16 protein-coding genes and 1 pseudogene are annotated in these 24,421 nt (G+C 42.2%); 6 read left to right on the top strand and 11 right to left on the bottom strand.

From position 1 onward, the window contains the following. Positions 1-259: 259 nt before the first annotated feature. A complete protein-coding gene (locus tag AC5JL8_RS05485) occupies positions 260-1,252 on the bottom strand; it encodes a hypothetical protein (protein WP_495878761.1) in 993 nt (330 codons plus the stop codon). Between the two features lie 279 nt (positions 1,253-1,531). Beyond that, on the bottom strand, positions 1,532-1,774 hold the full coding sequence (locus AC5JL8_RS05480) for a hypothetical protein (protein WP_495878760.1): 243 nt from the start codon (positions 1,772-1,774) through the stop codon (positions 1,532-1,534). 130 nt (positions 1,775-1,904) lie between these two features. Between AC5JL8_RS05480 and bla the strand changes: the two genes are divergently transcribed. Then, positions 1,905-3,014, top strand: coding sequence for a class A beta-lactamase (bla, locus tag AC5JL8_RS05475; RefSeq protein WP_495878759.1), 1,110 nt, complete (start codon positions 1,905-1,907; stop codon positions 3,012-3,014). Positions 3,015-3,244: 230 nt separating this feature from the next. Here the strand turns inward: bla and AC5JL8_RS05470 are convergent, their stop codons facing one another. Genes AC5JL8_RS05470 through AC5JL8_RS05460 form a run of 3 tightly spaced genes read right to left on the bottom strand, consistent with a single transcriptional unit; the run spans position 3,245 to position 6,380 of the window. After that, on the bottom strand, positions 3,245-3,928 hold the full coding sequence (locus tag AC5JL8_RS05470) for a DevA family ABC transporter ATP-binding protein (protein ID WP_495878758.1): 684 nt from the start codon (positions 3,926-3,928) through the stop codon (positions 3,245-3,247). Between the two features lie 36 nt (positions 3,929-3,964). After that, positions 3,965-5,185, bottom strand: coding sequence for an ABC transporter permease DevC (devC, locus tag AC5JL8_RS05465; protein ID WP_495878757.1), 1,221 nt, complete (start codon positions 5,183-5,185; stop codon positions 3,965-3,967). Positions 5,186-5,192: 7 nt separating this feature from the next. Next, positions 5,193-6,380, bottom strand: a complete 1,188-nt coding sequence (locus AC5JL8_RS05460) for an HlyD family secretion protein (RefSeq protein WP_495878756.1) — start codon at positions 6,378-6,380, stop codon at positions 5,193-5,195. Between the two features lie 531 nt (positions 6,381-6,911). Between AC5JL8_RS05460 and AC5JL8_RS05455 the strand changes: the two genes are divergently transcribed. After that, the gene (locus AC5JL8_RS05455; RefSeq protein WP_495878755.1) at positions 6,912-10,448 is read left to right on the top strand and encodes a WD40 domain-containing protein; all 3,537 of its coding nucleotides are present in this window, start codon (positions 6,912-6,914) and stop codon (positions 10,446-10,448) included. A 366-nt stretch (positions 10,449-10,814) separates the two neighbouring features. Here AC5JL8_RS05455 and AC5JL8_RS05450 read toward each other — a convergent pair whose 3' ends face one another. From AC5JL8_RS05450 to AC5JL8_RS05425, 6 genes and pseudogenes are all read right to left on the bottom strand, one after another. Beyond that, positions 10,815-13,472 (bottom strand): Calx-beta domain-containing protein, encoded by a 2,658-nt coding sequence (locus AC5JL8_RS05450; RefSeq protein WP_495878754.1) that lies wholly within the window; start codon positions 13,470-13,472, stop codon positions 10,815-10,817. 486 nt (positions 13,473-13,958) lie between these two features. Next, positions 13,959-14,753, bottom strand: coding sequence for an SDR family oxidoreductase (locus tag AC5JL8_RS05445; RefSeq protein WP_495878753.1), 795 nt, complete (start codon positions 14,751-14,753; stop codon positions 13,959-13,961). A 378-nt stretch (positions 14,754-15,131) separates the two neighbouring features. Next, positions 15,132-15,881, bottom strand: a complete 750-nt coding sequence (locus AC5JL8_RS05440; RefSeq protein ID WP_495878752.1) for an SDR family oxidoreductase — start codon at positions 15,879-15,881, stop codon at positions 15,132-15,134. A 284-nt stretch (positions 15,882-16,165) separates the two neighbouring features. Then, a complete protein-coding gene (locus AC5JL8_RS05435) occupies positions 16,166-17,308 on the bottom strand; it encodes a 3-oxoacyl-ACP synthase III family protein (RefSeq protein ID WP_495878751.1) in 1,143 nt (380 codons plus the stop codon). 13 nt (positions 17,309-17,321) lie between these two features. Continuing rightward, entirely contained in the window at positions 17,322-19,184 is a 1,863-nt protein-coding gene (locus AC5JL8_RS05430) for a ScyA-related TPP-binding enzyme (protein ID WP_495878750.1), read from the bottom strand. A 1,072-nt stretch (positions 19,185-20,256) separates the two neighbouring features. Continuing rightward, positions 20,257-20,425 (bottom strand): annotated as a pseudogene (locus AC5JL8_RS05425) (transposase); the annotation flags it as partial. Positions 20,426-21,054: 629 nt separating this feature from the next. Between AC5JL8_RS05425 and AC5JL8_RS05420 the strand changes: the two are divergent. The 4 genes from AC5JL8_RS05420 to vioE all read left to right on the top strand — a co-directional run bounded on the left by AC5JL8_RS05420 (position 21,055) and on the right by vioE (position 24,413). Further along, positions 21,055-21,339: a transposase gene (locus tag AC5JL8_RS05420; protein ID WP_495878749.1), complete on the top strand. Its 285-nt coding sequence runs from the start codon at positions 21,055-21,057 to the stop codon at positions 21,337-21,339. A gap of 51 nt (positions 21,340-21,390) precedes the next feature. Beyond that, positions 21,391-22,908: a flavin monoamine oxidase family protein gene (locus AC5JL8_RS05415; protein ID WP_495878748.1), complete on the top strand. Its 1,518-nt coding sequence runs from the start codon at positions 21,391-21,393 to the stop codon at positions 22,906-22,908. 61 nt (positions 22,909-22,969) lie between these two features. Beyond that, the gene (locus tag AC5JL8_RS05410) at positions 22,970-23,824 is read left to right on the top strand and encodes a class I SAM-dependent methyltransferase (RefSeq protein ID WP_495878747.1); all 855 of its coding nucleotides are present in this window, start codon (positions 22,970-22,972) and stop codon (positions 23,822-23,824) included. A gap of 1 nt (position 23,825) precedes the next feature. Next, the gene (gene vioE / locus AC5JL8_RS05405; RefSeq protein WP_495878746.1) at positions 23,826-24,413 is read left to right on the top strand and encodes a violacein biosynthesis enzyme VioE; all 588 of its coding nucleotides are present in this window, start codon (positions 23,826-23,828) and stop codon (positions 24,411-24,413) included. Positions 24,414-24,421 lie beyond the last annotated feature (8 nt).

Below are 24,421 nucleotides of genomic sequence, written 5' to 3'. Positions count from 1 at the left end.
CCCACCAGTAACAAACAATGGCTGCATCACGGTCATGTTGAATATCATTACCCCATAGGGCTGATGTCAGGCTGGGATTAAAGTAGTGCTGATACTAAATAATGAAGAGCCAAATAAATATTTTTATCGCGCTGTTTTAAAAGCAACAATGTCCAGACAAGATAAACTATCCTCAATTTATAGGGATTTCAAACATCGCTTGGTCAACAACATTACTCTAACAAAAAAATCTGTTTGCAATTTTGAGAAGCAGAAAGCTTTAACTGCTAAAGTCTTGAGTTGTAATGGATTGATAGTGGTCAGTTGCTAAAGTTATTAGACTTGCAATGAGAGTGAATGCAACTAAGCCAGCAAGAGCAGCTAAGGTCAGTGCGTCGGGTGACGTTATAGGCTGGGCCCGCAATGCTTGCCAGGTAAATAGAAACATCAACATAGCATAACTAAGACTGGCAACCCACATCAAAGCCACCTGTGTGCGCTGTCCGAGGTGCGACAAACTAAAAGTAATTAACCAGCTTACTAATGGTAAAACTTGTACAGCATGAATACCTACCAAATGAGGAAGTCGTAAATCACCACCCTGTGTATTTAAATATAAGATAGGGATGCTAGGGCCACCATCGGGTACTCCCACACTGTGAGCGCCAATATGTAACACTAGCTGACCTGCCACCAGCGCGGAATGTTGCTCAGGTGTCGGTAGAGTCATGAAAAAGCCCAAGCCCATGCCAATGAAGGTCAAAAAAAGTGAAAACCGCAGCGCCAGCGCCAAAACAGGTTTATCCAACGGCTCTAGCAGCAGTAAAATTACCGTAACCAAAGTTGCTACCCAAAGCAAGATCAGCGCAATTTCCATGAATCTCCAGAGCGCTTCATCTTGAGGAGTACTAAAGTTGAAGTGACTGGTTGTACCCCGTAATACCTGGATTATGATGACTACTATTTGCACAACCAATGCAAAAGCTGTGGCATTAGCAGCTAAAGTAGCTAGCTGCCGATGTTGTTTGAGCAAACCCAACAGCCATACTAAAGTGAACGAATACACTGAAGTTGAAAACGCAAACTTGCATGGTTTGAGCCAAGCAGGTGCGCCAGTAATGACGCGCTCATCAATTAGCAACCCTGGCAGCATCAACAGCAACAGCCCAAAAGTAAAAATACCAACGAAGGTCAGCGGCTGGTTGATTGACCAAAATTGCTTAAGAGTTTGCACTCCTTTGAGTACCTGTGAGCGAAATTCGGAAATAAACATAGAGTTTCCGTTCCCTGAGTATTAAAAAGTAAATTTAAGAAAGTAATAAATTTGGGCATATTTTATTGATTTCATCTCAGTTGCTAGATGAAAACGAATGCTTCAAAGCTGTCGCAATGTAAATGCTATTAGTAAATTAAGTAGGACAGTTTGATGATTTTCAGCCAATACTCGATATTGGAACAAGATAGTATTAACACCATAATTGCTTTTGTGAAATCCTAAAATCTTTTCTAAGGTAGATTGTGAATTCATCCTTGTGCAAGACAACTATTCGTTCTAATAGTGCTTATTAACCCTGTCGAGCTTTCGATATTCAAAGATGGTGTCGATGAGGAGCCTAGTGCAAAACTTTTCGGGCTTCACCTGAAAGCCGATACAACTGCGCCCAACAGAGTCTGTTGTGGGTTCTTGGAAGAGCGCTTGTTGAACTGCGGTTTGCCACACCTCCCACTGCTGTTGAGGTTCTAGCTTGTTCATAGAGCGAGCTTGGCGCTCATTCATGGGCAGGATGTGATCCATTGGCTCACATCTTTGGACTAAATTATCAAACACATCTGCGGTTGTGATTAAGATGATGCGATTGCCCTAGCATTGCTCCCGTTCAACTATTGGTTTATCATTTACTCTGGCCTCAAAAACTAAACGACAGATGTTTTCAGTGTTTGTACATCGTTTTTGGCTTTCATGTGCAACAATTATTTTGCTGAAGTTGACGCTGTTTCCAGCCAAAGTACAAGGAGCATCTCTAATACCTTCATCTTCAAACGTTATTGATGTATCTTCACCACAGCTTAAGCAAAAAATTAATCACATTACTCTACACAGGCAAATCAACAATGTATTGCTCTCAGAACAACTAGAAAATCTTGACATCTCGGCTGTTCAAGGTAATGTCGGTATTGGAGTATTGGATCTTAATAGTGGTAAAAGTTGGTTTCTTAATGGCAAACAACGCTTTCCTATGCAAAGCGTATACAAGCTTCCTATTGCAATCGCCGTTCTCAAACTCGTAGACGAGGGCAAGATTTCACTTAACCAATTAGTCACTATTACTCGTCAAGAGTTTGCGCCTGGATGGAGTCCAATCATTAAAGACATCAAAGGTGATAAGGCACAGTTCACTGTCAAAAACCTTCTTGAGCGTTCTGTCGGAATTAGTGATAATACAGCAGCAGATGCCTTAGTGCGACTCATCGGTGGCACAAAACAAGTTAATTTAATCTTGAATCGGCTAAAAATTCAAGATGTTCGTATTGATAGATTAGAGCAACAGATGCAGCCGGATTCCGTGGGACTGACTAACTTTAGCCCAGAATTAGTTGACGAGCAAAAATTTGCCCAAGCTATCGAGCAGATTCCTGAGCAACAGAAGAAAGCTGCTCTGGAAAAGTACCTTGCTGACCCACGAGATACTGCTACTCCTAAAGGCATGATTGACCTTTTGAAAAAACTGCATTCAAATGAGTTACTCAAGCAAAATTCTACTGAGCTACTACTCAAGATGATGACTGATTCTCCAACCGGTCGCAACCGCCTCAAAGCCGGCCTTACCAAGAATTGGTCAATTGCACATAAGACTGGTACTGGTTTAGATGTTCTGCAAACAGGTACTGCCACTAATGATGTTGGAATTATTAGTTCCTCCAACGGGAAACGGATTGCGATCGCTGTATTTATTGCTGGTTCAAAAGCTCCTTTAGAAGTACGCGAAAAGTTGATGGCTAACATTGCTTCAGCAGTGGTTAAAGCAATGCAATAAATTAAAGTAAATCAGCGCCTTACGTCAAAATCTTTTTAACCGAGGTTTGCTGAATCCATTCCAGAAAAGTTAGCCCAAAGAAATCGGAATTAATACTGCCTATGAAGACGCAGTAGTTGCCCCAATTGGTGGCTAAAATCTGAATTCTTCCTCAACATCGAATTCTTTTAAAGATTAATTCATCACTCTATTGAAGAAAAGAAGACACTTTTCCTCAATATCCGTGATATTTATCGATCCTGTAATCGTCCATCTTCCATGTGAACGATGCGATCAGCTATGTATAAAATACGGTCATCGTGAGTTACCAACAACACAGAACAACCTTCTTCTTTAGCAAGACGCTGAATAATATCAATCACATCCCGCCCAGTTTTACTATCTAATGATGAAGTGGGTTCATCTGCTAAGATTAACTTAGGTTGAGCAACTAAAGCACGCGCGATCGCTACTCGTTGCTTTTGTCCCCCTGATAAGTTTTCTGGGTAATAGTCTACGCGATCGCTTAATCCTACTGCATCTAAAATAGCTACAGCCCTTTGTCGATATTCATATTTGGGAATTTCTGGGTGCAATTTCAAGGACATCCGCACATTACCATAAGCACTCAAGCATTTGAGTAAGTTGTGATGTTGAAAGATAAAGCCGATTTGGTTGCGTACTTGTGTTAATTGCTTTTTATTACAACCTCTGAGTTCTTGATTAAATAGTTTTAAACTTCCTTCCTGTACTGAACGCAAACCACCAATCAGCGACAGTAAAGTTGTCTTACCACTACCAGAAGGGCCTGTAAGAATTACAATTTCGCTTGGGTAAATTGCCAAATTTATATCAGTTAACACAGCTTTGCGTAACATTCCTTGCCCAAAAGCATGGTTGAGCTTGGTGATAGTAACAGTAGCAGAGGGAATCATAGAATTGTTAATTCTGGATTTGAAATTTTGGATTGTTTAAAACACGTCGGCGGGATCAGCACTACGAAGTTTTGTAGTCGCGATCGCACCGGAAACGCTACACATGATGATAGTTAAAACAAATACTTGTATTGCTACACTTGTCTTCATATTTAAGGGAATACGTGTGAGTGTTACCAATAACTCATAAATACCTACTGAGGCGAAGAAGCCAGGGACAAATCCCATCACGCCAAGAATGATCGCTTCTTGTAAAACTACTATTAGTAGTGAGCGATCGCTATAACCCATTGCCTTGAGAGTGGCATATTCTGGCAAATGATCGCTGACATCAGAGTAGAGAACTTGATATAAGATGATCACCCCAACCACAAAACCAACAATCGTACCAAATTTGAGAATAATTCCCTCTGGCTGGGAAGCGTAAAACTGTTGTTCCCGTTTAATTAATTCCTCGTGGGTGAACACACTAATATCTGAAGGCAGATGTTGACGTAATTTTGCTTGCACTGTCTTAATATTTGCACCTGTTTGGAGGCTGACAACTGCAAGTCTTACTGAGTTGAGGCTATTTTGCCCATTCCGCAGAGCATAGTTCCAGTCACTCATAATTACATTACCTTTATCATTCATAGTGCTACCCATGCTAAAAAGCCCCATTACATAGGTGCGTTGATTTTCCATGAGAGTGACTAACTCTTTTTGCTGAGTAAGTAATTGCCCAATGTCTCCTAGAGAAGCTTGAGATAGACGATCAAATAAAACTGCATCTGGGGTGGTTAATTTGGAAAGTTGCTGTTTGATTTCAGGTGAGTTCAATACAAAAGATTGGGTAGGGTTGAACGCAATCACCCGAACTTCATTACCAAAAAAACCTCGTCTGCGTGATATTTTTTGTCTAGAATTAATGGGCTGAGATAACTGGTTAGGGTTCACCCAATTAGCCTGACTGATATAAACTGGTGCGACAGCCTCTACACCGTTTACTGAGGCTGCTTGATACAGATAAGCACGAGGAAAAGAAATTCTAAACTGTAAACTGGGGCTAAATGTAGAGACTAAGATTAATTCTCCGCCTAAAGTTTCATGCAGTTTGGTTGTTCCCTCAGTTAGCATGGCTAAAAGTCCCATCTGGGAAAACATGAGAATATTGGCAAAGCATACACCTGTAGTTGCTACAACTAGACGTACCTTCTGATGGGATAATTGCGCCCAAGCTAAAGGAGTTTCTAATCCGAGATTTTGAAGAATTTTCATGATATTTTCAAATATTAATCTTCACTCGTACCTGCATCCCCGTTAACGCCGCCACCTTGGGACTATCTTGAGGAGCAATGCGAATCTTTGCTTCAACTACTCGTGCATTTACATCATTAGTCGGGTTATTTTGGTCTTGACTGAGACGGGTTTTACCAATTTGCAAACCAATTTGAGCAACTTTCCCCCGCAGTTCGCCACTAAAGCCGCCGTACTCACTAGTGATGATCGCTGGTTGTCCTAATTCCACCTTGCCAATATCAGCTTCGTAGATTTCTGCAATCACATACATTTGTTTTGTTTGTCCCAATTCTGCAATTCCTTCTTGGGTGTTTACCTGTTCGCCAACGCGGGTATTGATGCGTAAAATTTGCCCAAACACAGGAACTCGGACTTGTGTATCTTCTAATTGTGCTTTGCTCTGTTCTACTTGGATTTGGGCTTGTTGGAGTTCCGCTTTGGCTATCTCTACATCAACTGGACGCACTTCCTGTAAGCGTTTGAGATTGGCTTCTTCTTTAGTCAGCTGCGCTTTTAAGGTGGATGTGGTGTTTTCTAATTCGGCTTGATTTTGGGCAAGAATTGCTTTAGCTGTTTCAAATTGCTCTTGAGCGTCGTCTAATTCCGAACGCTGGATAGCTCCTTGGTTAGCTAAAGTTAGATAACGCTGGTATTTTAGCTCGGCATTACGCATTGTTGCTTGGGCTTGAACGATAGCCGCTTGTCTTTGTTTTGTTTCGGTGCGTAACCTTGCGGCTAATTCTACGAGTACTGCCTTTTGAGCTATGATTTCTCCCTGTTTAGAATCTCCTTGTTGAATTTTCCGCAGTTGTGCGCGCTTAATTGCAACATTAGCCTGTGCTTGTCTTAGTTGCTGCTCGGCTCTATTCTGTCCTTGCAAAATAGCAATTACTTGATTGGCTTGTACAAAGTCGCCTTCTTTCACCAAAATTTGGTTAACACGACTATCTTGAGCATTCACCACAGAAATTTTAATCACTTCCCCTTCAGGAACTAACTTACCCAAAGCCACCACTTGAGAGGAGGTAGCAACTTCAGTTGGGGTAGGAGAGTCACGGGGGTTATTTTGTGCTTGCATAGAACTGCAAGCGGTACAAGCAATTAGACTGAGAATTGCCGTGCTAGCAACACACCCTTGCATTACAGCAGATACACCTTCCTGGAACTGAACCATACTGTTAGGTGGAGAGTTTTAGTTTTATCTTCAAGCCATAAATATTTTAGATTTTAGAGAACAGCACTAATTCTCAGCACCATCCATCGTAGCGTTGTTTTAGGAAGATACGCCGAAATTTTATCTGCATAGTTACTGACTAGAATTTGCCTATCTGAACTAATCATCATTGGTTAGTACTTAAATTCCATGTTTAGAATTGCTTTTTAAAGAGCTATTACTATCCTCTGCTATAGAACTTCTATTTGATTTTTGAAAAAATTCAGTATTACTTCCAAAGATGTTTTCCTGTTCCCTATTCACCGTTATGAGTTCCCTTCTTACACAAATAATTTCAGGAATCAAATCGGATTGCTATATTGAGCAAGCTATGAAGGAGCTAAAAATCAAATAATCGGATTAGTTGGCTCATCCCCTTTATTTGACGAAGTATTACTGTATGTAAAGTTATTTGAAGAAAATCACTGTTTTAGGCGCAAACTATTAACAATTAATGAAGTAAATACTCTATACTATCCTCCACTTTTCAGTATGAGTAGACAAAATTGGAGACGCAACCGTGGTGTTGTACTTACGCCCAAGGGGTTGGAAAAACTTCAGCAGGCAAAGCATAAGTCTGAAATGGAGGAAAATTTTGGAAATAGGTACACTCTTGAGGAAATGAGTGCCAAATCTGGGTTATATACTGGCACAATTTCCAAAGTACTTAATTGCGAAGAAGGAGTTGACAAACGGACTTTTGAAGAACTTTTTAAAGCTTTTAATATAAAACTAGATAAAAGCGACTATTTAAGGTCTAATACGCGTATAGATTGGGGAGAAGCGATATTTCCATCAGTTTTCTATGGGCGTACAGAAGAACTTGCCACGCTAGAGCAATGGGTTCTCAATGAGCGCTGCCGATTGATCGCACTATTAGGAATAGGAGGTATTGGGAAAACGGCGCTGTCTGTAAAGCTTGCTCAACAGATTCAAGAGAACTTTGAGTACGTTATCTGGCGATCGCTACGAGAAGCTCCGCCACCTCAAGCCATCTTGACTAGCTTGATCCAATTCCTATCTGACGAGCAGGTTTCACAAACCAACATCCCACAGACAGTAGGCGATGGAGTATCGCAACTAATTGATTATTTACGCTCATCACGCTGTCTGCTAATACTAGACAATACAGAAGCAATTCTACGCAGTGGTACTCGATCAGGACTTTATCGAGAGGGATATGAGGAATATGCTGAAATCTTCAGACGAGTGGGAGAAGCAGCTCACATTAGCTGCTTGGTGCTGACTAGTCGAGAAAAACCCAAAGAAGTGGGATTCCTAGAAGGAGAAGCCCTACCCATTCGCTCATTCATATTAAGTGGACTAAAATCGGTAGACGGGCAGGAAATCTTTAAAGCCAAGGGGTTATCTGAAGCACAAGATGAATGGGTAGCAGTGATCGAGCGCTATGCAGGTAATCCATTAGCCTTAAAGATAGTTGCTACGACTATTCAAGATATTTTTGATGGAAATATTACTGAGTTTTTGCAACAAGGTACGACTGTTTTTGGAGACATTCACGATATTTTAGAGCAACAGTTTGAGCGCTTGTCAGATTTAGCAAAGGACATCATGTATTGGTTAGCGATTAATCGTGAGCCGATTGCACTCTCACAATTGCGAGAAGATATTGCTTCACCAATACCACCACCAAAATTACTAGAGGCTTTGGAGTCTTTAGGACGGCGATCGCTAATAGACAAAAGCGAAACACTCTTCACACTACAACCTGTAGTCATGGAGTTTGTGACTCAGCAATTGGTAGATAAAGTTTGTGAAGAGATTGGCACTCAGAATTTTGAATTATTCAAAAGTCATGCTCTGATGAAGGCGACTGCCAAAGATTACGTGAGGGAAAATCAAGTTCGCCTGATCCTCAAACCGGTTATTGATGGGCTGCTCACCGCTTTCAGAAGCAAAAGAAATATTGAAAATCATTTAACTCAAATTCTCGCAACTTTACAAAATAAATCTCCGTTAGAATCAGAGTATACAGGTGGAAATATTCTGAATCTGTTTTGTTATTTAAAGACAGATTTAAGCGGCTGTGATTTTTCTTATCTGACTGTTTGGCAAGCAGACCTGCGGAATGTAAATTTGTATAATGCTTCTTTCGCTCACGCTAATCTCGCTAAATCTGTTTTTGCTGAAACCCTCAGTTGTTGTTTTTCCGTAGCCTTTAGCCCTAATGAAAAACTTCTGGCGACAAGCGATACCAATGGTCAGATTCGCTTGTACCAAGTTCTGGATGGCAAACAAATTCTTACCTTAAAGGGTCACACTGCTTGGGTCTGGTCAATCTCCTTCAGCCCTGATGGTAATATTATTGCCAGCGGTAGTGATGACCAAACAGTAAAGCTGTGGAATGTTAACACTGGTGAAGACCTTAGAACTTTGCAGGGTCACAGTGGTACAGTCCGCTCAGTCGCTTTCTGTTCGGATGGTCAAATCCTGGCAAGTGCCAGTGAAGACCGGACGGTGAGATTATGGAATGTGGACACAGGTCACTGCCTCAACACTCTACAAGTAAATAATAAGAGGATGTTGTCAGTCGCCTTTAGTCCAAATAATCCTACCCTAGCTATTGGCAGTGAAGACCAAACAGTAACGCTGTGGAATATCAGCACTGCTAAATGCATCAATACTTTGCAGGGTCATACAGGTTGGGTTTGGTCGGTTGCCTTCAGCCCAGACGGTCAGATGCTAGCAAGTGGTTCTCATGACCATACGGTGAAGTTGTGGGATGTTAATACAGGCCTATGCCTTCATACTTTGCAGGATCATACTAACTGGGTAAATTCAGTTGCCTTCAGTCCAGATAATCAAACGCTGGCGAGTGGCAGTGAGGATCAAACGGTGAAGTTGTGGGATGTTACCACAGGGGAATGCCTCAAAACTCTACAGGGAGATTGGAATAGAGTATGGTCGGTAGCCTTTAGTCCTCAGGGTACGATACTTGCTAGTGTAAATGATAATCAAACGTTGCGCTTGTGGGATATCAGTACTGGTCATTGTTTTAAAACTTTGCAGGGTTATAGCAATAGGGTATGGTCAGTTGCATTCAATCCTCAAGGTACAACTCTTGCTAGTGCCAGTGAAGACCAAACAGTGAAACTGTGGGATGTTAGTACTGGTGAATGTCTCAAAACTTTGCGGGGGCATAGTAATCGGGTGACATCAGCCACCTTCGACCCTCAAGGTACGATTCTTGCTAGTGCCAGTGAAGACCAAACAGTGAAACTATGGGATGTTAGTACTGGTGAATGTCTCAAGACTTTGCGGGGGCATAGTAATCGGGTGACTGATGTCACCTTCAACCTTCAAGGTACGATTCTTGCTAGTAGCAGTGGGGATCAAACGGTGAGACTGTGGGACGTTAGTACTGGTGCTTGCCTTCATACCTTACAGGGGCATACAGGTCGAGTCTGGTCAGTCGCTTTTAGCCAGGACGCTCAGACGCTGGCTAGTGGTTGTCATGACGAAACAGTAAGATTGTGGGATGTCAGCACTGGTCAATGCTTTCGGATTATACAGGATCATGGCTGGATATGGTCAGTCACATTTAATGTGGATGGTCGTGTGCTTGCTAGTGGCAGTGCGGATCAAACAATCAAGCTCTGGGATGTTAGTACCGGTGAGTGCCTTGGAATTTTGCGGGGGCATACTAATTGTGTGTACTCAACCGCCTTTAGCCAAGATGGTCGTATACTTGCCAGTAGTAGTGGGGATCAAACAGTCAAGCTCTGGGATGTTAGTACAACAAGCAGCCTCAGAACCTTCAGCGGACATAGCAAGTTAGTTTGGTCGATCGCTTTTAGTCCTCAAGGTAATATCCTAGCCAGTGGCTGTGAAGATGAGACAATAAAGCTGTGGGATATAGAGACAGGTGAATGCTTGAAAACTCTTAAAAGCTCTAGACCTTACGAGGGCATGAACATTATTGGCGTCACAGGTTTAACTGGGTCTCAAAAAATTGCTTTGAAAGATTTAGGGGCGGTTGAGTATCAAGCAGGGCAAATGCATCTGTGACTTGTTCCTAAGCCAATAGACATCTCCAGAAATTAGTTATGCATTGCCCCAAATCTTTGGTAGGGACAATTCATGTAGACGCACTCGCGTTTGCGTCTCCAAGAGTTGCGGCTACTCTACGAGAACGCCAAAGGCGAACCCGCAGGGGTATTGTCCCTACGTCATTTTTACTCAGATGTCTAATACATAACTTACGATCAGAACATCAAGGAACAGAACCTTGAAAATCTTATAAGTAAACCTGGGATAGAAGTGAAAGTCTTCTCCTACAAAGGTAGTAGTGACCCCGACCTGCCCACAACGACCGAACTCGGAGTTTCGGAGGCTAAAGCTCTTGACAGAGCGCAATCAGAGCTTAGGTTCTCTCTAAACAGGTCGGAAGCGATTAATCTCACCTGAAAGCAGGCTTGCGTAGTACAAATTGCCATCTTCTCCAACGGAGATTTGTACAGGCACCCCTAAATTAGGTATGTCTTCACTGGAAGCAAATCGTTGAACTGAGACAACTTTGCCTTGATCATCGAATTTTACAGCATCGATAGTTCCTTGACTGGAATCAGCAAAGAATAAAGCGTCTTGATAGATTGAGGGGAAAGTAGTCTCTGTATAAAAGTCACCTACAATAATTGCATTAGAAGCAAAATGCTTATAGGCGTAAGTTGGTGCTGTAACAGTTTCACCACTATTATAGAAGGCTTGGGCTGAATCTAACGTAGAATACCTTAGTTCTCGTATATTCACGTAATTACCTTCTGAATCTCTACCACCTTCAAAGTACGGCCACCCAAAGTTAGCTCCTGGTGTTCCAACATTTAGTTCTTCCCAAGTAAACCAGCCAACATCACCAATATAGGGAGTATTGGTTTCCTCATCAATCGTGAAGCGGAAGGGGTTACGCAAACCGTAGTTATAAACTTTGGAACGATTGCTATCGGAGTCACCGTTGTAGAAAGGATTACTTGATAGACCATCACCAGTAATCGGGTCAATCCGCAAAAGCTTACCAGAGAGATTATCGATATCCTGGACGCGAATTGCTCGAGGATCTTCTCCATTGTAGGAAGTACCATCGCCTAAGCTAACAAACAAAGAACCATCAGTTCCAAAGGCCACAGTTCCAACTGAGTGAGATTCGCTATCGGTCGCAATAAAATCCTTGACATTTTGAACTTTATCGAGATTATTCAGGTAATCCTGTATACTCGTAAAACGCTTACCAGTATCTTTGTTAAGAATTCCTGATGGTGCGTAGTTAAGCCCGACATTTGTGCTATTGCCATCGGGACGACTAATATATTCCCAAGTGCTATTGTTGCCTAGCAGTACAACTTCGCTGTCAGCGATCGCAGTAGTGTAATTAGTGTTGGGATCAGCTGTTACCCGAATTAGTCGTGCAGCACGGTTTCCATTTAGGTCAGGGTTGTCCAGTGTGCTATCGGGATTGTTCTTAGGATTGTTTGGATTGGTTTCTGGTGGATCGTAGGTAAACAACAGGTAAACATAGTCGCTACCCTTGCCAAAATCTGGATGTACAGCGATGCTTAACAAACCGCGATCGTTCGTATCATTTACCTGTCCAGAAATATCGATAAATGGTGTTAATGATAAGGTGCCGTTGTTCAACACTCGCACTAAACCATTCTTCTGGGCAATGAACATCAGCTTATTGTTAGGACTCCAGTCAAAAGATGTAGGTTGAGTTAAACCAGAAGCCACCGATTCTAAAACAAGGTTACCTGGATCATCATCGGTAATAGTGATTGTTGTCTCTTGAGTACTTAATGTCACCCCAACTGCGTTACTAAACTTCAAAGTAAACGTTTCATTTGGTTCTGTAGTCGTATCATTTACAAGGTCTATAGAAATCGTCTTGGTAATTTCTCCGGCTAGAAAGTTCAAAGTTCCACATACAGCCTTGTAGTCAGATCCAGCTTTACCAGTTCCATCCACGGTTGTATAGCTGACACTAGCAGCCTCTAAACCGTTACCCCGTGTAACTGTCACTCTAGCAGAACCATCTTTCTCGCTAACTACTGGCTGAGTAAACTCTATATCAGAACTATCATTATCTTGAATCGTAATTCCGATAGTTCTTTGGACTCCTAGTGTTGCTCCCTCTGGCTGATCGATCACAAAACTAAAGGTTTCATCTGGTTCTGCTAAGGAATTATCATTGATCGGAACAAAGACCTGTGTGCTGCTTTGTCCTGGTTCAAAAGTAATTGTTCCACTGGTTTCAACATCTGCAAAGCCGTAGTCAACTCCTACTTTAGCAGTACTAGAAAAGGTGGCATACTTAACTGTAGATATGCCGCTTAAATCACCACTCCGCAGCAGAGGGATGGATACAGCAGCATCGGATTCGTTCACGTTCAAAGTTATGGAACCCGATCCTATAGTAATGGCGGTCTGAAGGGCTGGTGAATACAGTTGAGGCTGAAGAATAATTTCCTGTGTATTGGCCTGACTATATAGTTGAGACTGAGGAATAATTTCCTTGGTTTGAGAGGCGCTTGACCAAGACAGTTGGGAAACGGCATCGTAACCATTTTCATAATATTCCAGTTTAATATCGTACTTTTGACCTGCAATCAGTGCGATCGACCCACTATGTTCTGTGGTCGATTGATCGACAAACTGATCGATTAGCAGTTGATTATTTACCCACACTCGCACACCATCATCACTACTGGTATAGAAGTTATAAACTTCGTCGTACTCGGCTTCTACTTGACCTGTCCAACGCACTGAGAAGGTATCTGCACCAATGAGCGGATCTGGAGAATTATTACCCCAGATGAAGTCTACGTTTGGATCTATGCGAGTTACCTTCAGGTTGCTAAAGTCGATGTTGTCGTAATATTCTGCTTTGAGTCCATCTCCCTGAGAAACCAAGGCGCTAGCGCTAGCGTAAATACTCGGTTGTGCCTGATAGAGGGTTGTTGGAGATAATTCATCAACAATTACTGAACTTGTAGGTTTTGTTGAGAATTGATCAAGACCTGTATTCTGCAAATTATCCATTGAAATACATACCTCACAATATGGAGCTAAAACTAATGCCATTATTAAGTAGGTCAGCGTAATTAAAGCTAACTAGCTAAGGCTGTTATTTGTCGTTTGTCACTTGTACTGAGCGACTTGCCTTGCCCTTAAGAGCAGGAACCGCGAACGCAAGTGCGTCTCTAAGAGTTGTCGAAAGGAGTCGTTGGCGTGGTCATTGAGCGTAGTCGTACCACTTCGTGGAAGCAAGCTACCAAGCTACGCGCAGCGTCTCTAAGAGTTGTGCAGCCTCTCCAAGAGTTGTATTGATCATTAGTAAGGATTTTAAGCCCATTTACGTTTCGTAACATACTTGGGTTTTTTCGCGCCAACTTACTTAATGCTTCAGGACTAATTGTTTTGTACTACATTTTGAAATTCAAAATGGGAGTTAATTTATTTATAGTTGCCTAGACGCTTACCATTTGGATCGCACTTTGGTCTTCCCCGATTCTTTGGAAAAATATCTCAAAGCATCTGAATACCACCAGATACCGGTAAGTAAACTCCATTAATAAATCTCGCTTCATTAGATGCAAGCATGAGAATGGCTCCAGCAATATCTTCTGGCATCGCATTTCTCCTTAATGGAGTTGCCTGAGCCGTCTTTTCCCTATATTCTTCAGGAAGAAAGACAGTGGCTTCAGTCAAAGTTAGACCAGGAGCGATGGCATTGGCTCGAATCCCTAAAGGGCCTAATTCTAAAGCCAAAGTTTTGATAAAAGCGTCTAGTCCTGACTTAGCTGTAGAGTGAGCTATAAAACCTTCAGAGGGATAACGAGACAAACCAGTGCTAATAGCTACAATGCAACCACGTTTATGTTCGATCATTGAGGGAACAATAGCTTTACAAGGGTAGAAAACTCCTTTAAGTTCTCCCAGTAACTTTTCTTCAAAATCTGACCATTGGTAGTTTATGAAGGGAGCAACCGTAAATGTTCTGTTAGCACAGAGTACAAGGGTGTCAATCGAACCAAATGCTTCTGATACCTGCTGCACCATTTTCTTAACTTGCGCTTCATCTGTGACATCAGCTTGAACCGGAATAGCTTTACCATCACTGGCTTCTATTTCGCCTACAACTGATTGAGCCGCTTCATGGTTGTTGTAATAGTTAATGCCGACTGCTGCTCCATGGTGGGCTAAGAGTTTAGCTGTAGCCGCGCCAATTCCTCGACTAGCTCCAGTCACCAAGGCTACCCGACCTTTCATTAACTTAGTTTCTTCAGAGTACTTTCCGTCTTGAGTGGATATCGCAGTCATTTAAATGCCTCCTACTTAATATCAATACTCTGGAAAAAATTAGGCGCTTTCTTGTCGATTCCCTCAACTAAAAATTGTCCGGAGTATTGTTAATATCAATGTCTAATTTAATTTTGCAAATTCTCAAACATCTGGCAGGTCTTTTCAAGCTGAGGGCTTTTCGTCGTCATCCGTGTAGGTTAAAAAACCTCAGCAAAAGCGGACTTAGTTTAAAAATCGACCTCATGTCTCAACTTTTAAGATTCTGAACCAGAAAAAACAAGAAAATAACACACCTTGAAAGGGCTAGTTCTATCAACGCCAAGAAACTAAAACTCGCAGTCTCAGCCCCAGCCTTCAGACATAGGTGCGATCGCTCGACTGAGGTCAACAGAGATATCAATGCACGGTATATCCTCCATCAATCATCATATTGTGCCCCACAACGAAGGAAGCCGAGTCCGAACACAACCACACCACGGCTTCTGCAATCTCTTCTGGTTTGCCACTACGTCCTATGGGATGCATTGCTATCATCTGGGCGAGTTGATGCGCGGGAATAGTTGCCAGCATTTCAGTCTCAATTGCACCAGGACTGACGGCATTTATCCGGATACCGAATTTAGCATACTCCATTGCAGCAGATCGGGTTAAAGCGATAACCCCAGCTTTACTGGCACAGTAGCTAGCATAGCCCGCGAAACCGACGACACCACCTATGGAAGCCACGTTCACAATTGCGCCGCCACCTTGGATCAGCATCTCCCTGATCTCATACTTGAGGCAGAGCCACGTTCCTTTAAGGTTCACGTTAATTACATGATCCCAGTCTTCTTCTAATATATCGGTAAGCAGACCAGTAGATGGGATACCAGCGTTATTGAAGGCACAATCCAGACGACCATAGGTATCCACGGTTTTGTTAACCAGTGCCTCTACTTCAGCAGCTTTTGACACATCGGTTTTGACGAAAATAGCTTCGCCTCCTGCCTCTTGTATTTGACGTACAATTTCCTCTCCCTCGGTAATCCGACGACTGGCAGCCACAACCTTTGCTCCTGACTGTGCAAGTGCTAGCGCTGTTGCTCGACCAATACCTGATGAAGCCCCAGTCACCAGTGCGACTTTTCCATACAATTGCCTTAGCATGGGTGTGTTCCTTATTTATGGAAAAAGTAAAAAAGATTTGAACCGAAATCGCTTGCAACAATATTTAAGGCATCTTTGTTCTGATCTGCCTAGATTTATCAAGAAAGGCAGAGGGCAGGAGGCAGAAGGAATACTGCCCTCTGCTCTTTGCTGTGAACCATTGCGGAGCAAGGGTTTAAGTCCCCCACTGAACTGGAGTTCAGTGGATCTAAGTCAGGAGGGGTCAAACTCCTTTGGAGCTGGTTCCTTCTGCCCTCTGCCTCCAGCATAGCTGCCTTCTTCAACTATGAGGTTCTCCTCTGTGCTTCCTCATATCTCTTCTGTAAATTTTGAGTCGGGTGCTTGTGGGGCTGCGGACTTAGCGTCACATCACCCCAGCGCATTACAATTGCAGAAGCAGAACTGGCTGCACCAAAGCCATACATCAAAACCAAGTCATTTTCACGAATCTTATCTAACTGTGCAGCATGGTACAGATTGGCTAGGGACAGTGTTGGCCCAATGTTTGCATAGAAAGGGTAGACATTGATTGTCCGTTCTGGGTCAATACCCAGTATACGTATACAGAAGTTGGCAAACCAAGCCGTAGGTGTATTGAAAATAAAAAAGTCAATTTGCTCTAGCGTCACATTCGCAGCAGCGATCGCTCCTTCGCAACATGTACGAAGAAGCCCCACAGCCGTTTCGCCGATCACTTTGTTCGTGCCCTTCAGCACCTGCATACGCAGATGTGGATTGCCCTGCTCATCTTGAGTGAGTTTAAAAGGAAATTGGTCACACAATACGCTGGTATTAACGGTCTTTGATCCCAAGAAACCTTGGGTAGGTTTGAGAGCGCTAACTAGAAAAGCTCCAGCGCCGTCGCTAAAAAACCACGAAAGAGTATCGTCTTGATCAAAAAAACGAGAGTATGTACATGAAATGACCACCAGCGCATGGCGATACCCTCCACTTTTTACCAAAGCACAAGCAGTTTCCAGCGCCACCGGAGTACTAGCGCATGTTGCATCCAGATTCCATGCAGCACAGGGTATACCGAGTTGACGAGCCAGAAAAGCTGCATTGCCAAAGCCTATTTGTTCAGGTAAGAACGAGGCAACGAGTAGAATATCTACGTCATCGGGAGAAAGCTTGGCCGCATCAAGGGCATCGATTGCTGCGCGATACTCCAATGTTAGCGATGACTCGCCAGGCCCAAGCATCCACCGCTCAACAGTACCACGGAAGGGGTCTTCGAGATAGGGCATCATCTCTAACTCATACTCGTTGCTAGGAGTGAAGTTACCTAGCGAAAACAGCCTTGCCAAGTTTTTTTGCTCGATACTTGCGAGCAGATCCGGGTAATTTTCTTTGTAATCATCTTTGGTCAGTCTAATACTAGGAAAGCTCAATGCGAGTGAACAAATGCCTACTGAGGGATACATCATCTCTAATTTCCTCTTAATTATTCGTAGTTCCCTGAGAAATTAAGTTATGAATACGACTCCCAATCGGCGCAGGCTGGGTAGGGTCGATGATCACATCAACAACGAATGGGCCTGTGGAGACAAGTGCTTTCTCTAGTGCTGCTTGAATGTCAGACTCCCTTTCAACACGGATGCCATCAGCTCCCATCCCCTGGGCAATCTTGACGAAATTTGTCTGTGAAATCTTCGCGTCTATAGCCTCGAACCCTAGCATGGCCATTCCCTGATCGCACATATTGTAGCGAGAGTCGTTAAGTACAATCCAAACAGCGGCAATCTGATGTTGCACGGCTGTGCTGACTTCACTATTCATGAGCATGGCGCCATCCCCAACGATCGCAACAGCCTTGCCATTCCGTGCCAGTGCGGCACCTACGACGCCCGTTACAGCATGACCCATAGCCCCAAACCCAGGACTGACACGGTAACGACCGGGTTTTGTAAATCGCAGCATGTGATTTCCCCAAGCAAATGAGTTACCAGCCTCAGTCATCACCACTGCATCGCTTCCCTCGACAATTACCTGTTGAATCGCATTCATGAGTACCTCAGGTCTTACCAGACCACTATCCCGTGGATTGATAACATGGTTCTCAGGTTTTGGTAATGGCGGGGCTGTTGACCGACTAGGACGCTCTGGAAAGTATGAGAGCAGCGCCTTGACAAACAATGCCACGTCAGATTGGATGGCAAACGTCTCGGCTAATGGATATGCTGTCCCCGGTACTTCCGGGTCGATGTCAACATGCACTAAGCCTCGTGAGGGGATCATCACAGGATTCCAAAACGAGGTAAATTCACCTAGCCGTGTTCCTAATACCAGCGTGTGCAATGGAGGCTGTTCTTGCATATATTTCAGAACAGATTTATGTCCAGCAAAGCCTGTAACGCCTACAAATTGAGGATGATCCTCTGGAAAAATACCTTTGCCACGCGACGAACACATCACCGCAGCCCCTGTTCTCTCGGCAAGCTGCTGGATTTCTTGTGCAGCACCTCGCGCACCGAAGCCGACCCAGATTGCAAATGAACCTTCAGACAGCAATCTGGCACATTCTTTAATCGTTTCCTCACTAGCACTGAGTGGAGCATGACAGAAACTGACTTGTGGCAACGCTTTGTTGAGCAAACTATTCTGGATAGCTGTAGGAATACTCAAATGGGCTACAAAACCTCCGGGTCGTTTTAGACCTGAAGCCAGTCTGTGATAAATTTGTGGAAGTTCATCACTGCATTCAAGGGTAGTCGCATAATGAAACAGTGTTCCTGAGGTAAAAAGACCTGCGTCGGACATTGTGTAGGCGCTGGTTTCTTGAAAAGCCCAGTGTCCACGCTGCGATGTCGAGGTCGAAGGAGACAATAAAATTACCTTAGCGCCCTCCCACCGGGCGGCGAATAGCCCGGTCAGAGCATTGGTAATTCCTGGGCCAGTTGTAGTAAACACTACGACCGGGCGTCCACTAATAAAGTACGACTCGACAGCTGCAAAAACCGCTCCAACTTCGTGGCGAAAGTGAAGCACTCGGATTTGGCTATGCTGTAGTGCGGCCCAGAGGGGGGCGATCGCACCTCCTGAAACACCAAACGCATCTGTGACTCCCATCTCTTCCAGCATCTTAACCACTGTCTCGGCTACCGAAAAACAAACATCCCTCTGCCTGTTAGGGAGAGGGATGTTCGACTCACTGTCCTGCTGGACATCAAGAAAAGGTAAATTCAGCCAAAATGACAAGGATAATGACAAGGATGATGACAGCATTCGAGATCGGGATGCCTGTTTAAGTGAGTCCATCTGTTTAGCCTTATTTGTGACTAGATTCTGACGTTTAGCGTTCATAGTAGAAACTTAGCCCTACTTATTTAGCAACTCTTCAGTAAAGGTAGTAGCTGAATAGCACGAAGTTAGAATCAAACCCTTGGGTGTAGGAAACAAGAAAGCAAAATAAAACTAAGCACGGACATTAACAAACCTGTGGCTCACTAAACCCCACACCCAAAAACCTTTTAGCTAAAGGCAATTTCTTAACCATGTAAAGGTGTAATACTGTTTCACTTTAAGATTGATACAAATAGGGGGCAGGGGGCAGGGAGCAGGGGGAAAAAATTAAAAAGCAGTCATTTGTATCAGGCATTTCGTGAAATGGTGTAAACTGACGAATTTTCATCATTTTAGGGATTTAATTCTCAAGCATTGATGTTTGTTGACAATTAAATAACCGAACATGGTGAGCATGAAAGCGATCGCTTTCATTTTTCTAAAAGCCAAGACTTCGGAGATAGTTGCAATCACCTTAACAGGGCTAAAGATTTGCCCTTAATCTTAGTGCTGTTCGATAGCACCCCACATATATGCAGAAAATTGAACAATTTAGGAAATACCTGAACGAAGCTATCAGATACTTATCCTCAGTCTTGCCTCGGCCGCGATCATCATTCTAATTGTGTTGTAACGCATTCCTCACTATCTTGAAGTAACTCCTAGGCAGCAGATTCAATCTGATACCGTCTGAGATAAAACCAAGATAATATTTAATTATCAGACACGACACAACTTCATATTTTTTCAATATCCTCAGATGATGATATGTAGTGCTGAACTATTGTAAGTCTATAACTCATAATGGTCTCCAAAAGTCCCATTGGCTAGCTACAGCATGATCTTTTGATTCTGGCTTATTGAAACTCATTCGAGTTGTATTACTCTATTTGTCTGAGCTAGAAAGCTTTTTCTAGTTTAACATTGCATCTTTCATTACTAACTTACATATATAAATTCAATATGAAACGTCCTCTTAAATTTACTTTACATACAGAAATTCAACAATATTTAAAACTTTAATCAAGTTAAGAACAAGAAATTGACCAGGGAGTTATAGAGTTTCCTTAGAGACCATTGATCAAGTAAATCTTTAGACAGCTAGGCGGCGTAGCATAAGTAGCATAATAGGAGTCATAACTGCATATATGGCAACCTCACTCATTTGCGGTCAGATGCTCATAATCTTTGCTCAAATGACGATATTGGTTAAACCAGCCAAAAGTTCGTTCTACTACCCAACGCTTAGGTAAAACCTCAAACTCAAAACTAACACGACGCATCACTTCTACCGAGCTTGAATTATTAACCATGACTTGCATAAGCAGCAAGAACCCTTTCTGGGGCATTTTCTTTACTAACTACAACTTTGAGCAACAGTCCTAAACTATTAACTAAGGCCTGTCGCTATCAACTCCATTCCCCCATGAGCGACTGGCGTTGGAAACCCTACTAAGAGCGCTGTCTCACCACCCTACGGGTGTCTACAAGTCTGGCGACCGAACGCACTGGCTCCCTTTTTTCCGTGAACCTTTTTTAGAACCTCGCTTTATCAGCACTGAATTTAGACAAGTATGGTTTGCCTTTAAACATAAACAAAAAACCCGATCTTGCCTAAGTTCATGGTCAACAACTTGATTTTTACTGGTCAAGACGATTTGGAACTGGCAAGCTAAACGAAGAAACGCAGCGAGCTTTTTATCAGTAGTTTGTATTAAAGAAGCAAGCAAATGAAAAAATTAATTGTGTTCGTGGTATCAGAATGAGCCTACTAGACCAAAGAAGTCACATTTATCATATTGAGTGGGAATAAGCTAAGACTACTTTCATTAAGTACATATAAAGTTTTTTTTAGGGTAATGAGAAGTTGATTTTCTCCAACTTTGACCCTATGAGTCGAAAAGCATATTCAACCGATATTACAGATGCAGAGTGGGAACTACTTCAATCCTTAATTCCACCGATCAAAACAGGTGGACGGCCTCGGACTGTGGATATGCGTGAGATTATCAACGCTATCTTATATATCCAGAACAGTGGTTGTTCTTGGAGGTTGCTTCCTCATGACTTGCCTCCTTGGCCAACAGTTTATCATTACTTCCGGACTTGGCGTCGCTCTGGAGTATGGAAAAATATGAATCAAGCTCTTAAGAGAAGAAAAAACAAAATACTTTAATGAAAAAAGAGAATTAATGACTTCAATTTATCAACTTCAACCAGAGGCACTATGGAAAAGGTTTTAAACAGAGATTTTAAAAAGGTCAGAGGATATTTTTCAAAAATAAATTCTCTCAACCCAAACAGTTTACCTAAATCAATAACTATTTTAGGTGCAGGAATTTCCGGTCTGGTTGCTGCTTATGAACTAAAAAAGCTTAACTACGAAGTCAAAATATTAGAAGCAAGCAACCGAATTGGAGGAAGAATATGGACTTATAGATTTGATGATGAAAATATAACGGCATATGGAGAGCTTGGTGCTATGCGCCTTCCTTTCAATCACGAATTCACTCATTACTATATCAATGAAATGGGGTTACAGTCTCAGTTGAAGAAGTTTGTAACTATTTTTAAGAATAATGAATGCTTCCTTGATATAAAGGGAAAAGTATGTCGATTAAAAGATGTTATCAACGAGATTTATCCCAGCTATGAATTTTCTAAAAACAGAAAGTTCAAATCCAAATATACCGAACGGTTTGCATCTGCACTCAAAACAATAGTGGATGCTATGTCTCCTAAAGAGATACGCGAACTGTTTGAAACAGATTTGCATAACTATTTATTAGATGAATTAGATTATTCACTTGAGCGCTGTTCTATTGAACTGAATGATGAGGAATTTTCCCCTAACAATGTATTGCCGCTGCTCTCCAAATTGAGAGGTAGATGTGAAGATGTGCTAAGAACTTATATGCGGCATATTATCCTCGAATCCTCTAGCGACCTTTATCAACTTGCCGGGGGTATGAACCAGCTTCCTGATGCGATCGCTAATCATTTAAAAGATGACATCAGATTGAATGCAGAGGTTACGGGGATCAGCCTTGAGGACAATAAGGTCAAAATTACTATTAATGGCAATGAGCAATTATACAGCGATACTGTATTATGCACCATACCATTTAGCGTTTTGAGAGAAATTAAGTTAGATGGCTTTTCAAAGGAAAAGCTAGATGTCATTCACAACCTCACTTATGTTGGTGCTACTAAAGTACTGTTCTATTGCAAAGACAGATTCTGGGAAAAAGACAAATATCAAATTAAAGAAGGAGCTTCCGTAAGCGATCGGGTAATTCGCCAATTATATTATCCTCTTGCATCCCAAGATAATTCCTCTTTTAAGCAAGAAAATCCTGGTGTTTTACTTGCTAGTTACGTAATTGGTGAAGATTCCACATATCTTGCCGAACTTAGTCATCATGAACAGATCAATCTGATTAAAAGAAGCGTCAGCAGATTTCATCCAGAGATTGAAACTGAAGATATGGTTCAAGATGTTGCTGTTATTTCATGGGAAAAGCACAAATGGACTCGTGGATGTAGTGGTGTGATGTGGCTTGGTAGATCGAAATACAATGTTGAAGCCGTCACCAAACCGGAAAAAAAGCTGTATTTTGCAGGCGAACATTGTTCGATGGATAACGCCTGGATAGAAGGGGCAATTACATCTGCCCTGAGCCAGGTAGAAGAAATTGTTCAACTTCAGACTAGAACAATATTGTTAGAACCTTCAGTTGTGTAAACCTGACTGTTTCTTACAAAAACAACTAAATTTGATACTAATATTTCAGGAGTTGAAGATTATGGTTAGCACAGAAATTCCAGCAGTTCAACGCTTGTACGACAGATGGGTGGAACTAGCCCCGTCACTTTGCGAAAATATCGATTTGGTAGACGCTTGGACAAAAGAGTCAACAGACCTCATCATTTCTACTTTTTCTGATTTGGAAGCAAAAAAAGTTCTAGATATTGGCTGTGGCCCAGGTGATCCCACTTTATCATTAACAACATTAGTAGGTGAAAAGGGTGAGATAGTAGGTCTTGACTTCGTTTCCCGATTTATTGAAGAACTAGAAAAGCGCGCTACCAGCAAAAATCTCAAAAACATATCAGTAAAGCTAGGTAATTCTCTAGATTTGCCCTTTAAAAATGAAAGTTTTGATGCTGCCTGCTGTCGTTTTGGGATGCAATATTTGACTAATGATTTAAAGATTAGACAACTCCAGGAAGCCTATAGAGTATTAAAAAAAGGTGGCGAGATTGTCGTTGTTGATTGGGGTGAAGAAGCACATGGCGAAATCAAAAATGTTTACCTAGATGTATTGACAAAGCACACAGCAACAAAAAATGTAGACAAAGCTTCAACAGATTTTAATTTGATTACTGCTTTAGACTTTGCCCGATTACTTAAAAGTGTAGGTTTCTTAAATCTTCAGTGGGACTACGCCGAAATCCACTGGCGTTGGCAAGGTACACCTGTGACTTTCTGGAATTTTATCAGGAGTATGTCTCCTCAGATGGATTCAATCTTCGCCAATATTCCAGAGGAAACAGCTAATCAAATTCATGAAGAAATTCATCGGAATGTAGCAAAATACTACGATGGTTATTTTGTGTCCATACCAGCAAAAAATATTGTTGTCAAAGGAGTTAAGTGATATGAATAAAAATCATAACTTTCAGCCACCTTTGTTACCAGTTCAATGGAGTTCAGCGTACATCACTTACTGGTCACCGATGAAACAAGGAAATTTTATTTCTTCAGGGTCTGTCTGGTTCGACTACGAATCGGAAGTCTATAGAATAGACGGTATTTTTAATCCTTGGGATGTTGAAAAGACGGGCTATCAGTTATGGATGTCAGAAGTCACTTTTTACGGTCAGGGCAAGAGCCTTGTTTACAAGCTTCCTTATCACATTAAACAAGAGGATGACGTAACTGAAGCATTTAGCTATGACGTTGCTGAACTTGAAGCTCAGGAAGTTAAGGCTAACAACTCAATTGTTCCAAGGGACATTTTGATTACTGGAAAAGCCACCTTCAAAGGAACTGAACAGATATTAGGAATAGAAGTCGATTGCTGGGAATTTGATCGGGACAATTCCTTTAATATGCATCGCTTCTATCTGAAGAAAGGCAGCAATGAATTGGTGAGGATGCAACAGTTCAAGAACGGGCAAATGCTAATTCGTGATTTACCCAATCCTTCAACTGAGCAAATTGACCAAAAAGTTTTTAAGTATTGAGGGAATTT

It is taken from the genome of Mojavia sp. (assembly GCF_059505145.1).
The sequence above is the reverse complement of the archived record's forward strand: the minus strand, read 5'-3'. Positions and strand labels throughout refer to the sequence as shown.

Coding starts and splice junctions, on each gene's coding strand:
- devC (WP_495878757.1), bottom strand. CDS start 5,185: ATGAAAATTCTTCAAAATCTCGGATTAGAAACTCCTTTAGCTTGGGCG.
- vioE (WP_495878746.1), top strand. CDS start 23,826: ATGAATAAAAATCATAACTTTCAGCCACCTTTGTTACCAGTTCAATGG.
- AC5JL8_RS05455 (WP_495878755.1), top strand. CDS start 6,912: ATGAGTAGACAAAATTGGAGACGCAACCGTGGTGTTGTACTTACGCCC.
- AC5JL8_RS05410 (WP_495878747.1), top strand. CDS start 22,970: ATGGTTAGCACAGAAATTCCAGCAGTTCAACGCTTGTACGACAGATGG.
- AC5JL8_RS05460 (WP_495878756.1), bottom strand. CDS start 6,380: ATGGTTCAGTTCCAGGAAGGTGTATCTGCTGTAATGCAAGGGTGTGTT.
- AC5JL8_RS05485 (WP_495878761.1), bottom strand. CDS start 1,252: ATGTTTATTTCCGAATTTCGCTCACAGGTACTCAAAGGAGTGCAAACT.
- AC5JL8_RS05445 (WP_495878753.1), bottom strand. CDS start 14,753: ATGACTGCGATATCCACTCAAGACGGAAAGTACTCTGAAGAAACTAAG.
- AC5JL8_RS05440 (WP_495878752.1), bottom strand. CDS start 15,881: ATGCTAAGGCAATTGTATGGAAAAGTCGCACTGGTGACTGGGGCTTCA.
- AC5JL8_RS05435 (WP_495878751.1), bottom strand. CDS start 17,308: ATGATGTATCCCTCAGTAGGCATTTGTTCACTCGCATTGAGCTTTCCT.
- AC5JL8_RS05480 (WP_495878760.1), bottom strand. CDS start 1,774: ATGGATCACATCCTGCCCATGAATGAGCGCCAAGCTCGCTCTATGAAC.
- AC5JL8_RS05450 (WP_495878754.1), bottom strand. CDS start 13,472: ATGGATAATTTGCAGAATACAGGTCTTGATCAATTCTCAACAAAACCT.
- AC5JL8_RS05470 (WP_495878758.1), bottom strand. CDS start 3,928: ATGATTCCCTCTGCTACTGTTACTATCACCAAGCTCAACCATGCTTTT.
- bla (WP_495878759.1), top strand. CDS start 1,905: ATGTTTTCAGTGTTTGTACATCGTTTTTGGCTTTCATGTGCAACAATT.
- AC5JL8_RS05415 (WP_495878748.1), top strand. CDS start 21,391: ATGGAAAAGGTTTTAAACAGAGATTTTAAAAAGGTCAGAGGATATTTT.
- AC5JL8_RS05430 (WP_495878750.1), bottom strand. CDS start 19,184: ATGAACGCTAAACGTCAGAATCTAGTCACAAATAAGGCTAAACAGATG.
- AC5JL8_RS05420 (WP_495878749.1), top strand. CDS start 21,055: ATGAGTCGAAAAGCATATTCAACCGATATTACAGATGCAGAGTGGGAA.